Source organism: Anaerolineales bacterium (genome assembly GCA_030583885.1).
Classification (GTDB): Bacteria; Chloroflexota; Anaerolineae; order Anaerolineales; family Villigracilaceae; genus Villigracilis.
Map to the genome: position 1 here is coordinate 1402404 of CP129480.1, position 13295 is coordinate 1415698.

Here is a 13295-nt window from a genome sequence, read left to right on the forward strand (position 1 = left end):
AATGGAACTGTATCTCATCCGTCATGCCATTGCCGAAGATGAAGCCCCGTCGGGCGACGACAGCCAGCGCGCGCTGACCGAAAAGGGCGCGAAGAAAATGCGCCAGATCGCTAAAGCTCTACGGACGCTCGGAGCGAAGTTCGACCTCATCCTGTCCAGTCCCTACGTCCGCGCGAAAGAGACGGCGGAGATTCTGGCGGATGTGTTCAAGATCAAGAAAAAACTTGAGTTCAGCGACCATCTCGCCCCCATGGCGGACCCGAACCCCCTCATCGCCGAGATCAACGAAAAATACAGTGTGGACAGTATCGCCCTCGTCGGGCATGAACCGTATCTGTCCAGGCTGGTCAGCATGTTGGTCGCCGAAGGCGCGGCGGTGGACATCACTTTCAAAAAAGGCGGCGTCTGCCGTCTCTCCACCGACGACCTGCATCACACCCGCAGCGCCACCCTTGAATGGCTGCTCAGCCCTGGCGTGCTGGTGGAAATAGCAAATAAATGACCGTCATTGACCTTTCCGCCCCCTCCCTCTACATCAACCGCGAACTCAGCATGTTGGAGTTCCAGCGCCGCGTGCTGGAGGAGGCGCGCGATGAGAGCAACCCGTTGCTCGAACGGCTGAAGTTCCTCGCCATCTTCGGATCCAACATGGACGAGTTCTTCATGGTGCGCGTCTCGGGCATCCGCAAGCAGGTCGAGGCGGGTGTGCTGGAAATCTCACCCGACGGTATGACCCCGCGTGACGAACTCGCCGCCATCCGCAAACTCGCGCAGGAACTATACCAGGACGCCCAGCAGTGCTTCCAGCGCAAACTCCTGCCCAAACTGGAAAAGGCCGGGATTCATGTCCTCGAATATCAGAAACTGAGCAAGGTCCAGAAGGAACGCGCCGATAAATACTTCAGGGATGTTGTTTATCCGGTTCTGACTCCGCTTGCGCTTGATCCAGGCCATCCGTTCCCTCACATCTCGAACATGAGTCTCAACCTCGCCATCGTCATCCGCGATAAAAAGGGGAATGAGAAATTTGCGCGCCTTAAAATGCCTGGCACGTTGCCGCGCCTGATCCCCGTCAAACGCTCGTCGGGGAGTGCGCGCAAGGATGGCACCATCCCGCATCATCATTACTTCGTCTGGCTGGAGCAGGTCGTCGCCGCGAATTTGCAGGACCTGTTCCCCGGGTTGGAGGTCGCCGCCGCGTATCCCTTCCGCGTGGTGCGCGATGCGGATGTGGAGATTCAGGAACTCGAAGCTGATGACCTGCTGGAGACCATGCAGCAGAGCATCCGCAGGCGCAAATTCCTCTCGGTGGTGCAGATGGCGATGCATACCACCATGCCCGACGAGGTCCGTGGATTGCTGATGGAAAACCTCGAAGTTACCAGCAATGACGTATATGTCCTGAACCATCCGCTGGGGTTCGCGCACCTGATGGAGTTGTACAATAACGTCGAACGCCATGACCTGAAATATCCGCCCTACAAACCGCGCACGCCGAAGGCGCTCCGTTTCATCGAGAAGCCGGGTGATATTTTCGAGGCCATCCGTGCCGGGAACATCCTGCTCCATCACCCGTATGATTCCTTCGCGCCTGTCATTGACTTTCTCAACGCCGCCGCGCGGGACCCCGACGTGCTGGCCATCAAACAGACGGTCTATCGCGTCGGCTCCAACGCCCCTGTGGTGGCTGCCCTGCTCGAGGCCGTGGAACGTGGCAAGCAGGTCGCCGTACTGGTGGAACTGAAAGCCCGCTTCGACGAAGAATCCAACATCGGCTGGGCGCGCGCGCTGGAGCAAGCAGGCGTACACGTCGTCTATGGCTTGGTCGGCTTGAAGACGCACTGCAAGACCACCATGGTCGTCCACAAGGAAGGGGAGGGCATCCGCCGCTATCTGCATCTTGCCACAGGCAACTACAATGCCGTCACCTCGCGCATCTACGAGGACTTCGGTATGTTCACCTGCGACGAGGACATGGGCGCCGATGCCACCGACCTGTTTAACTATCTCACGGGCTATTCAACAAAACAGAGTTACCGCAAACTGCTGGTCGCACCCGTCAACTTGCGCGAGAATATCGAAGCGCTCATCAAACGCGAGATCGAACACGCTCGCGCCGGTCAAAACGCCCGCCTCATCTTCAAGATGAACTCCCTCGTGGACAAGGGCATGATCCAACTCCTATATGAAGCCTCGCAGGCGGGCGTCAAAGCGGATTTGCTCGTGCGCGGGATGTGCTGCCTGCGTCCCGGTATCAAGGGCGTGAGCGAGAACATCCGCGTGATCAGTGTCGTGGGACGTTATCTCGAACACAGCCGTTTGTATTATTTCCAAAACAATGGAGAAGAGGAAATTTATCTTGGCAGCGCCGACCTTATGCCGCGCAACCTCAACCACCGCGTCGAAGTGGTTTTCCCCGTGGAAGACAAGAAGCACATCCGCTATCTGCGTGCCAAGGTGCTGGAGGTGTATTTCAAAGACAACATCCGCGCGCGCTTCCTCAACGCCGACGGTTCCTATACCCGCGCCGCCCCCAACTCGGACGACAAACCCTTTGACGTGCAATCACACTTGATTGGGAATTAGGAAATAAAAGATACTGCCGCGGCCTTCCGCGCTTTCCGCCCAGATTTTCCCATTATGCGCTTCCACGATATGTTTTGAAATGGACAGACCCAGGCCTGTGCCTGAACCGCTGCGGGATGAATCGACTCGATAAAAGCGCTCGAAGATGCGCGATAGACTTTCCGCAGGGATGCCGGCGCCGCTATCCCGCACCGCGAATCGAACCGCGCCGCTGACTGCTTCTGCTTCGAGGGTTATCTCCCCGCCCGGCTTTGTGTACTTCACCGAATTGTGTATCAGGTTTACCAGCACCTGCTCCAGACGGGAACCGTCCGCGCGGACAGCGGGTACATGGTCATCACACACGGCAATCAGTTTCAATCCTGCGCGTTCGGCCTGCATTTTCATTCTCTCCGCCGCAGCGGACAACAACTGCCTTGGAGAAAGCGGCGCGAAGACCAGTTCCACCTGCCCCGACTCGATGCGTGAAAGGTCGAGCAGTTCCTGCGCCATCTGCGTGAGCGCATCCACCTCCGTGGACATTCTGCCCAGAAAACGAGGACCAGCCTCAGGGTCCGTAAGTGCGCCGTCTTGTAACGTCTCGGTGAGCGCTTTTAGGGAGGCGAGCGGGGTTCGTAATTCGTGTGAGACGTTGGAGATGAAATCGCGCCGCACGGTTTCGAGCCTGCGGACGTGGGTCAGATCCTGCACGAGCAGAAGGCTGCCGCCCTCGTGTGTATCCGGGATGACGAACAGCTGCAGGAATTTCCGCCGTGCCGGGAGTTCCACCGATTCGGTTTGTGTCTTGCGGGTCTGCTGGCAGCGCTGCCATGCCTCGATCAGCTGGTGATCGCGAAGTACTTGTGCAACGCTGCGGCTGGTCGGGTCCTTTACATCAAACAGTTTGCGCGCCGCCGGGTTGGCAAATTGCACCTGTCCATTGGATGTGGCGATCAGCACGCCGTCGGTCAATTGCTCGAGAACAGTGGAAAGACGGGTGGTTTGATTGTTCAGGCTTGAAATTTGGAGGTTGAAGCTGGTTTGCAGGGAGGTGATTGCGTTGGAGAGGTTTTCCAATTTTTTCAAATCGGTTGGAAGGTCTTCGGGCTGCGTGCGTATCATTTTTGCGTATTGGTTGACACGCCTCTTCAAGTCATTATATTGCCAGGCAAACCACCCGGCCAGAAGAAGTAAAGGAATGACGATAATCCATGGAAATGAATTCATCTTGAATGTAGACCTTTGATGCAGCCTTATCCCTCAAACCGATATCCGCCGCCTCGCACTGTAATGATGCGTTTCGGTTCGCTCGCATTCGCTTCGATCTTCTGCCTTAACCAGCGGATATGCACATCCACTGTACGGCTGTCGCCGATGAAGTCCCAGCCCCAGACGCGTTCGAGTACGAATTCGCGCGAGAGCATTTGTCCCTTGTGTTCGGCAAGAAATAACAGCAATTCGTATTCCTTGGGTTTGATCTGCAAAGGCTTGTCATCCAGCGTCACTTCGCGGCGGGTGAGATTGATGACGAGATTGTCGAATTTCAATGCCTCGTGCTTTGCATCCGCTGCCTTGGCCTGTCCCATTTCCTCGCGCAAAAGACGAGTGCGCCTGAGCTGCGCCTTTACCCGTGCCAGCAACTCGCGCATGGAGAACGGCTTGGTCAAATAATCATCCGCGCCGACTTCGAGACCGACGACGCGGTCAATTTCATCGTCACGCGCGGTGAGCATGAGAATGGATGTGGTCATTTCCTTGCGCAGGATGCGTGCCACCTCAAAACCGTCCATTTCGGGGAGCATGATGTCCAGCACGATCAGGTCGGGTTTCATCTTCCGCGCGGATTCAAGCGCCATGCGCCCGTCGCCAACCGTTTCAACGATATACCCCTCTTTTTTCAGGTTGTAGGCAAGCGTCTCCTGAAGGGAGAGTTCATCTTCAACGATCAATATTGATTCAGTCATTGACTGGAATATACCATTAAAGAAAAATCAATTTTGTTAATGGCAGGTTAATGAAAGGTAAACTTATGATGTTATTCCCTTGCAATGCAGCGATCATTAAATGCGAGTAAAATCTTCCTCTTTACAGGCGTCAATGAGCTTATGACCAGAGAATATCACTATAAGTGGGTGTGGGAGTTTGAGTCCTCGGCTGAGGCGCTCTGGCCCCTTGTTTCGGATACCAACCGTTTCAACCGCGATACGGGCCTGCCTCCCATGCAGTTGCTCGGTATTCACAATGGCGTAAAACTTGTAAGGTTCAACATCCCGCTTGTGCAGATCGAATGGGAGGAGGAACCCTTCGAGTGGACGTATCCCTATCAGTTTGGGATTATGCGCCGTTACCGAAAGGGTCCTCTGGCAGAAATGCGCGTGGATTGCCGCCTGGAGCGGCTCCAGCCTGCGGGCACGCGGATTACGTATGAGGTGTGGGTGAAACCGAAAAATATCCCGGGTAGGATTGCCATTCCGCTGGGAATTGGGGTATATAGCGCGAAACGCTTCGGGGATGCTTTCAAATTATATGACCGCATCGCTTCGCGCGGCGGCTCGGTGTTGATCGTTGCCAAAGGCAGGAATCTCTCCCTCGCCGGGCATAACAAGTTCAAGGTCCTGAATGAGCGCTTGCAGGATCAAGGGGTGGATCGGCAGATTCTCAATCACCTGTATGAATACTTGCACCGCGCGGATGACCTGTCCATCCAGCGTATGAGACCGTATGCGCTGGCGGATGGCTGGGGACTGCCGCGCCGCACGGTGCTGGAATCATTTTTACGCGCCACACGGCTTGGCATGCTGGACATGTATTGGGATCTGCTCTGCCCCGAGTGCCGCGGTATTGCAGAGGATCATGCACGGCTGGGTGACATCCATTCCACCGCACATTGCAGCACCTGCCGGATAGACTTCACCGCAAACTTCGACCACAATGTGGAAGTGATCTTCCGCCCAAATCCGTCCATCCGCGCGGTGGATGCGGCAGTGGAGTTTTGCGTCGGCAGTCCGCAGAGACGGCCGCATACCATCTTTTCATTGATGGTACCGCCGCGCGAGGAACTTCCGATTTCAACCATGTTGAACGAAGGACGTTATCATGTACGCGCCTCCGACCTGCCTGGCACACAGATGTTGCTGGCAGTGAAACATGGACCCGCGAAAATGGACTTACGGGCGAATGCCCTGGGCTGGCGTAATGATGTAATGGACATTGGGCTTGCGCCGTACATTCGCCTGATCAATGAAACCGATTCAACCCAGACTTTTCAACTGGAACGAACGACCTGGTCGGATCAGGCGGCGACGGCGGCGGACGTGACCACGTTGCAGGTGTTCCGTGACCTGTTCTCCAGCGAAGTCCTGCGTCCCGGAGAGGAGATCTCCGTGGGCTCCACCACCCTGATGTTCACTGATCTGCGTAATTCCACAAAACTGTATCGCGAGATCGGCGATGCGCCTGCCTTCGGACGTGTGCGCGAGCATTTTGAAATATTGGAACAAGCTGTTGCAGCGGAAGGCGGGGCAATCATCAAAACCATGGGGGACGCGATCATGGCAGCCTTCCGTACCCCCGTCTCGGCGGTGCGCGCGATCTGGAATGTTCAGAAGCGGATTTCCCTGCGCGGCAACCCACCCCTATTCATTAAAGCGGGCATTCACTATGGACCGTGTATTGTTGTCAATCTGAACGACAGACTGGATTACTTTGGTTCAACTGTGAATATTGCGGCGCGGCTGCCGGGTTTCTCATCCGGCGGCGAGACGATCCTCTCTGAGCCGATTCGCAACGATCCTGAGGTGGTTGAGTTTTTGGAGAAGAACGCCCCGCCCAACTCCCTCTCCCGTTTTCAAGCCGAACTCCGCGGCTACGAACAGGCGATGGATTTGTGGAAGATCAAGCTGTAAAACCGGAGACCGCCAGTTTTTTAACTGGCGGTCTTTTAATTTGCGATTATCTTGGTTTACTTCGGCTTGCGTGTCAGTAATTTCCAGATGACCCAAATGATCAGAACGGGCGGCGCAAAGATGGGCACAAGTACGATGAACAACCAGATGAGAAAATCCACGATGCCTTGATAGGCGCGGGTGACGGTTTTTGTGGCGGATTCAAAGGTTTCAGCAGGATTCCAGGGTTCCGGCTGCGGGGTGGGGGTGGGGAGGATCTCAGGCAATACAGGCTCAAAGTTGATCGTGATCGTGGAATAGGATGATCGATCCTGCAAATAGTTCATGCGTCCCTTGATCTCCTCGATCTGGCGCTCAATTTCGGAGAGCTCGGCGTTGATGCGCAGGGCTTCATCCACCGTTTTGGCATCGTCAAGGAAGGATTTGATGCGCTCGCGCGTGGCTTCCAGGTTGATGAGCTGCGACTGTAAGTCTACATATTGATCGGTCACATCCTCGCCCGAAGCGGATTCATCCAGCACTTTGACGGCCAGCCCGCGCAGACGGCTGAGTGTGCGCTCGAATTGCTGGACGGGCACGCCGATGGTGATGGTGGCGTACTTGTAATTCTCACCGTCGTAATAGGTTTGATACCAGATTCGTGAACTGATGATGTATCCACCGGCATCACCGACGACCTGTGTGGCGCGGTCGATGGCGTTATCCGTGCTTTCCACCAGCAGTTTGATCTCGGCGCTTTTGATGATCATGTGCGTGGTGGAGGCGACTGTCGAATCCACCCCCGTGTTATAGACGGGTCCCACAGGCAGAGCCGCGGAAGGCTCCGACTGCTGTTTTGCAGCGTCCTCCGCTTCTGCGGCGCTGCCCGGCATGGAATCCCCCGCTAAAAATTCAGGTGCGGCGGCGGGTTCTTCAAAAGCGGCGGGTGCGGCTCCTCCGCAGGCGCTGAGCAATAGCACGCCCAGCAGAACAGGCAAGGTAAATACGTTGAAATGTGATCTCATTTCATCCTCCAGTTTGAATAGAATTTCGGCGTTATGGAATAGACGAAGGAGATGATGGAATGTTCCCCAAAATCACAGCCCCCGCATCATTCCTCCGAGGGCTTAAACCTTATTCCAGAATTGCTTCGATGTTGACCGCGCCTGCACGGTCTCTCATTGCGTTTACCCCCTTGTCAGGATTTCGCGTGTTTGAACCACGTCCTCACCGATTTTCTGAATCAGCGCCTCCACCGATTCGAATTTCAATTCGTCCCTTAATCGGGCGACGAACTCAAGTTTCAGTTCCTCACCATAAATATCGCGGTCGAAATCCAGCAGGTAGGCTTCCACGCTCGGGATTTGTCGTTGCGGGGTGAAGGTCGGGTTGAAGCCGACGTTCGTGGCCGCCATGAAGCGTTCAGCGCCGAGCACCGCCCGGCAGGCGTAAATGCCATTTGAAGGAATCACTTTTTGTATTGGATAGTCAATGTTTGCCGTGGGGAAGTTGATCTTTTTCCCGCGGCCTTCGCCATGAATGACGATTCCCGCGAGCGGATATGGATAGCCGAGTAGTTTTGCGGCTTCGTTGACATTGCCTGTGGAGGTGAGCTTGCGGATCTCTGTGGATGAGATCACGCCGCTTTCGTCGCTGACGGCTGGCACCACCTCGACGGTGTATCCCAGTTCCGAGCCGATCTCGGTCAGACGCGCTGCGTTGCCTTCGCGTCCCCTGCCGAGGGCGAAGTCGTACCCGATCAGCAGGCGGCTGAGTCCCAGGCTCTGCTTGAGCGTTGACATATATTCATGGGCGGTGGCAGTTGACAGGTCACGTGTGAAGCGCTGCGTGATGACCACGTCCACGCCGAGCGCGGCGAGCAGTTCCGCCCGTTCGTCCGCTGTGGTCAGGCATTTGATCTCTCTGCCTGTCAGCACACTGGCGGGATGCGGGTCAAAGGTGAGCACGACGGCCGGCGCGTTTTCTTCATGTGCGTCGCGGACGAGTTTTTGGATGATCAGACGATGCCCGCGATGGACGCCGTCAAAGACGCCGATGGTGAGCCAGGAGTTTTGCAGGGATAATGCGTCGAGGGAAAGGTAATGTTGCATGCTATAAAAAAGCCGCCGGTGAGGCGGCAGGATATCGTTGCGAGGGCGGGTGGTCAAATAGCCGCGAAACGGCGTACCCAGATCCAACCCAAAACAATCTCCTTTATGGATGGGAGACCGCTTCGGCGGACAAAATCACCCTGCTCGCAACGACATTTTATTTAATCGGAAGTGAAGAAGACTTTCTTTGGCTGCCATTCGGGTGCGCCGTCTTCGCCGGTGACGAGTTCCATCAGGGCAACCAGTTCGCCCTGTGTGCTGACGCCGCGCACCTTGGTTTCTGTGGGTTCACCAACCGCTTTTACGCGGTGACCGTGACGCACACCCTCCACTTCATCGGGGTTGAGTTCCACTGCGGGCCAGTCGGCAAGCGCTTCGGCTGCGGGGATCAAGTATTGATACCAGTTGCCGGCCGTGAAGGCCTCCTGTAATTTTCTCAGCGGCACGGAATCGCGCAGGGAGAACCTGCCGCTTTTGGTGCGCCGCAAACCGACAAGGTATGCGCCGCAGCCGAGTTTGACACCGAGGTCATTCGCAAGCGAGCGGACGTATGTTCCGGAAGAGCAATGTACGTCAATCACCACTTCGGGCGGTGTCCATTCCAGCACTTCCAGATGATGGACGGTGATCTTGCGCGGTTCGAGATCAACTTCCTCGCCTTTGCGCGCCATTTCATAGGCTTTGCGTCCCTGCACTTTGACGGCAGAATAGGGCGGGGGAGTCTGCTCGATCTCACCGACAAAGGTTTTAAGCGCTTCCTCGAATTCGGTTTCGGTGATGTTGACCGGGTCCTTCGATGGTGTGAACTTGCCTTCCCCGTCGAAGGTATCGGTTGAGCCGCCCAGGCGAATGATGGCCTGGTAGCGTTTATCCGATGCGGAAACGTATTCGCTTAACCGTACAGCCGGCCCAACAAGGATCACAAGCACGCCGGAAGCGCGTGGGTCCAGTGTGCCGGTATGTCCCGCGCGGCGCAGACCTGTGCCGTTCCTGATTGCCTGAACGACATCGTGAGATGTCATCCCGACCGGTTTATCCACAACCAACGCGCCTGATATGGCGTTTTTTATATCCTGACTGTTCATCTAAAATATTCCTCCTGAATTTGATTACGGTTTAATTATGACATATTTGTCGTAATTTGCAATGGGGTACCTTGGTTCTATTATTTGCCTTTAATCCCTACAGATTTATAAGTTCGCGCGTCTTTTTCAGGACTTCCTTTTGGATTTCGCTCAAAGTCCCCTGGATATCCGCTCCTGCGGCTGCGGCATGCCCTCCCCCTTGAAAGTGTTTTGCAACTGGTGAGACGTCCACATCCGGTTCCAGTGCGCGCCATGAAATTTTGACATGGTTATCCCCTTGTTCAACGAAAACTATTCCGACCTTGTTCCCATCAATGGCTGAGATCATGTTGATCAGGTCTGCATCGTCATTCCCGCCATATCCGGCGGACTTGCGGTCTGCAAGGGTCAGTGTACCCCAGACTATGCCATCCTTGCTTTTGAGGCTGGAGAGTCCGGCCCCCCAATACTTTGCGGCGGGAAATGTTTTCCGTACCAGTGCGCGCATGTATATCTCTGGCAGATCTACACCGGCTTCCATTAAATCAGCGGCCTGCCTGAGCGCTTCGGGCGTGATATTGGATGTACGGAAGCCAAGCGTGTCGGTGATGATGCCTGTCAATAATGCGGCAGCGACCGGTTGGGTGATCTTCAATCCCCATTCCGGCAGGTGGTTGGTAAGAATGGCAGCCGTGGCAACCTCCTGCGCTTCGATCAGGTTGAGAACGCCAAAATTTTCGTTGGTGATGTGATGGTCAATATTGATGTCCGGCTGGTTGAAGTTTTCGAAGGCCTTCCCCACGCGTTTGAAATCAGCGCAGTCCACGGTTATGAAAGTATCGTGATCTGCCTGCGGCTCTTTTTGGATGAGGTCGCTGCCTTCAAGGTATTTAAAAGAGGCGGGTACGCCGTCCACGAGGATCATTTGCACGGACTTGCCTGCATCACGCAGGGCTAATCCCAATCCAAGTACTGAGCCGATGGCATCCCCGTCTGGTCGTACATGCGAAGTAATGAGGATCTTCTCCGCTTCGGCGAGTCTGTGTTTTATCTCCCCTGCAAGATGATTGTCCACTATTTGTTTTTCTCCAAGATTATTTCTTTTCTCTTAATCCTGCCAGTATTTTTTCGACATGGTCTGCGTTTTCAGGCGTTGGATCCCAATGGAACCTTAGTTTGGGAAAGGCGCGCATTTCAATTCGTGAGGCCAGCGTTCGCCTGAGAAAACCGGAGGCAGATTCGAGTCCCGCGAGAACGTCAGGGGCGCGCGAAGCGCCCTCCACGGCCGAGACGTACACATCTGCGAAGGCGAGTTCCCTGTCTATTTTTACGTCGGTCACGAAGATTTGTTTCAGGCGCGGATCGCTGACCTCGCGGATGAGCATTTCCGCAAGTTCCTGTTTGACGCGGTCTGCAATGCGTTGTAATCGAATTCCTGATGGCATCATTAACCGGGATGGGGTGAAAGCCCCGTCCCCTTCACTCGTCTATTCTACTATGTAACATACCAGCATGTCGCCGGGTTGAATGTCATTGAAACTTTTGAAACCGACGCCACACTCAAAGCCCTGGCGGATTTCCCTGACGTCCTCTTTTTCATGGCGCAGGGACGAAAGATCGCCTTCATAGACAATATCCGTGCCGCGGAAGAGACGGACCTTAGCCCCGCGTTTGAGTTCACCATCGGTGACTTTGCATCCCGCAACTTTGCCAAATTTTGAAGCGGAGAATACCTGTAAGACCTGCGCGCGTCCGAGGGTCTTTTCCACAAGCTTTGGCTCGAGCATGCCCTTGAGAGCTTTCTCGATGTCCTCGGTCATGCGGTAGATGATCTCATACAGACGGATGTCCACGCCTTCCTTTTCAGCCATGCGGCGGGCATCCACATCTGCCTGGACGTTGAAGCCAATGATAATCGCTTTTGAGGCGGATGCAAGCATGACATCGTTGTTGCCGATGTTGCCCGTTTCCGCGTGCAGGATGTGCAGGCCGATCTCGCCTTCGCCAAGTTTGTTCAACTCGGTGACGATGGGGTCGAGCGAACCCTGCACATCTGCTTTGACAATCAGATTAAGCCCCTTCGCTTCGCCCGCTTGAACATTTGCGAACAGGTCTTCCAGTGAAACTTTTTTGCGTGCCTGCGCCTGGGTTTTGATGGCTTCGAGCCGTTCTGCAACAATGGCGCGCGCCTCCTTTTCCGTTTTCACAACCTGGAAAAGATCGCCGGCGGAGGGAACGTCGCTTAACCCCATGACTGCCACAGGCGTGGACGGACCCGCTTTTTTGACCGGCTTGCCCTTGTAATCCGTAATGGCACGCAGTTTTCCATGCGCCGTGCCGGCCACGATATTGTCACCGGCTTCGAGCGTGCCGTTTTGGACAAGCAGGGTCGCCAGCACACCCTTGGATTTATCCAACTCGGCTTCGATGACCGTGCCGATCACTTTTCCATTGGGGTTGGCTTTGATCTCGTTGCTGTCCGCCACGAGAAGAATGCCTTCGAGCAAATCGTCAATGCCACGATTTTCCTTTGCGGAGACCGGGACGACCATTGTGCTGCCGCCCCAGTCGTCAGGGACGAGTTCCAGTTCGGCAAGCTGTTGTTTTACACGGTCGGGGTTTGCGTTTGGTTTGTCAACTTTGTTCAAGGCCACCAGCATGGGAACGCGCGCCGCTTTCGCATGAGCAATGGCTTCCCTCGTCTGCGGCATTACGCCATCATCCGCGGCCACAACCAGGACAACAATGTCCGCGCCTTGCGCACCGCGTGCGCGCATCTGGGTAAATGCGGCGTGGCCGGGCGTATCCAAAAAGGTGATGAGACGCCCCTTCTTTTCGACCTGATAAGCACCGATGTGCTGGGTAATGCCGCCGGCTTCGCCAGCCGCCACTTCCGTGGAACGGATCGCGTCCAAAAGGCTGGTCTTGCCATGATCCACGTGACCCAGAATCGTCACAACAGGCGGACGCCCCTTCAACTGTGCGCCATCCTCTCCTGCGATCATCTGACGCCAAAGCGGTACTTCGCCGGTTTCCTCCTTTGCGTCAACTTCATCCGCCGCCTCAAGCACAGCCTCGAATCCATACTCGGCCACCACAATCGCCGCTGTATCAAAATCCACAGTCTGATTGATGGTTGCCATCACGCCATTTGTCATCAATTTTTTGATCAGATCAATGGGGCTTTTTTCGATCTTTTGCGCCAGGTCGCGTATCACGATATTGGCGGGCAATTCAAGTTTATTGCCATTACTGCTCATAAGCCACCTCCTTCAAGTTTGCGGATGTTTTTAGCCAAATCCGCGATATTTCCTGGTTTCCCCAACAAGAGGCGCCTGTCTGCGAGTGGCTAATCGTTCACATGGCTGGACTTGTCGGGTTCTGCATCCTGCGGCAGGGTGTTCATAAAATTTTCCAATTCACTGCGGTCTTCCGCGGTGAATTCCGCTTTGAGCGCATGCGCCAAAGCTCCCCTCATGCCGCGCACCCAGCATGCGCGGCGGTCGTGCAAATAAGCCCCCCTGCCAGCCAGTTTACCGGTTGGGTCCACGCGCACCCCCTCAGCAGTGCGGACGATCCGCAGCATTTGCCTTTTTGGCAAAACCTCACGGCATCCCACACAGGTGCGCTGGGGCACATGCTTACCACGTTGGACAGGTTTCTTCTTCACC

Annotated in this window: 12 protein-coding genes; 3 read left to right on the forward strand and 9 right to left on the reverse strand. The window is 55.3% G+C overall.

Features of this window, described 5'->3' with window-relative positions; all coding sequences use genetic code 11:
- Window position 1: 1 nt before the first annotated feature.
- Complete coding sequence (gene sixA / locus QY332_07030) at window positions 2-502, forward strand: phosphohistidine phosphatase SixA (protein WKZ37683.1); 501 nt, start codon at window positions 2-4, stop codon at window positions 500-502.
- Window positions 499-2586 (forward strand): polyphosphate kinase 1, encoded by a 2088-nt coding sequence (gene ppk1 / locus QY332_07035; protein ID WKZ37684.1) that lies wholly within the window; start codon window positions 499-501, stop codon window positions 2584-2586. Before sixA ends, ppk1 begins: the two co-directional genes overlap by 4 nt.
- Here ppk1 and QY332_07040 read toward each other — a convergent pair.
- Window positions 2566-3792: an ATP-binding protein gene (locus QY332_07040; protein WKZ37685.1), complete on the reverse strand. Its 1227-nt coding sequence runs from the start codon at window positions 3790-3792 to the stop codon at window positions 2566-2568. The genes ppk1 and QY332_07040 overlap by 21 nt on opposite strands.
- A 26-nt stretch (window positions 3793-3818) precedes the next feature.
- On the reverse strand, window positions 3819-4529 hold the full coding sequence (locus QY332_07045; GenBank protein ID WKZ37686.1) for a response regulator transcription factor: 711 nt from the start codon (window positions 4527-4529) through the stop codon (window positions 3819-3821).
- Between the two features lie 141 nt (window positions 4530-4670).
- Here QY332_07045 and QY332_07050 point away from each other — a divergent pair, with 141 nt between their 5' ends.
- Window positions 4671-6470 carry a DUF5939 domain-containing protein gene (locus tag QY332_07050; protein WKZ37687.1) on the forward strand — a complete coding sequence of 600 codons (1800 nt, stop codon included), beginning with the start codon at window positions 4671-4673 and terminating at the stop codon, window positions 6468-6470.
- Between the two features lie 56 nt (window positions 6471-6526).
- On the opposite strand, the gene QY332_07055 is transcribed toward QY332_07050, so the two are convergent.
- The 7 genes from QY332_07055 to QY332_07085 all read right to left on the reverse strand — a co-directional run bounded on the left by QY332_07055 (window position 6527) and on the right by QY332_07085 (window position 13294).
- Window positions 6527-7474 carry a DUF4349 domain-containing protein gene (locus QY332_07055; protein ID WKZ37688.1) on the reverse strand — a complete coding sequence of 316 codons (948 nt, stop codon included), beginning with the start codon at window positions 7472-7474 and terminating at the stop codon, window positions 6527-6529.
- Between the two features lie 162 nt (window positions 7475-7636).
- Window positions 7637-8560 (reverse strand): bifunctional riboflavin kinase/FAD synthetase, encoded by a 924-nt coding sequence (locus QY332_07060; protein WKZ37689.1) that lies wholly within the window; start codon window positions 8558-8560, stop codon window positions 7637-7639.
- Window positions 8561-8721: 161 nt separating this feature from the next.
- Window positions 8722-9645, reverse strand: coding sequence for a tRNA pseudouridine(55) synthase TruB (truB, locus tag QY332_07065; protein ID WKZ37690.1), 924 nt, complete (start codon window positions 9643-9645; stop codon window positions 8722-8724).
- Between the two features lie 97 nt (window positions 9646-9742).
- Complete coding sequence (locus QY332_07070) at window positions 9743-10699, reverse strand: bifunctional oligoribonuclease/PAP phosphatase NrnA (GenBank protein ID WKZ37691.1); 957 nt, start codon at window positions 10697-10699, stop codon at window positions 9743-9745.
- Between the two features lie 19 nt (window positions 10700-10718).
- Complete coding sequence (gene rbfA, locus QY332_07075) at window positions 10719-11072, reverse strand: 30S ribosome-binding factor RbfA (protein WKZ37692.1); 354 nt, start codon at window positions 11070-11072, stop codon at window positions 10719-10721.
- 39 nt (window positions 11073-11111) lie between these two features.
- Window positions 11112-12884 (reverse strand): translation initiation factor IF-2, encoded by a 1773-nt coding sequence (gene infB / locus QY332_07080; GenBank protein ID WKZ37693.1) that lies wholly within the window; start codon window positions 12882-12884, stop codon window positions 11112-11114.
- An 89-nt stretch (window positions 12885-12973) separates the two neighbouring features.
- On the reverse strand, window positions 12974-13294 hold the full coding sequence (locus QY332_07085; protein ID WKZ37694.1) for a YlxR family protein: 321 nt from the start codon (window positions 13292-13294) through the stop codon (window positions 12974-12976).
- Window position 13295 lies beyond the last annotated feature (1 nt).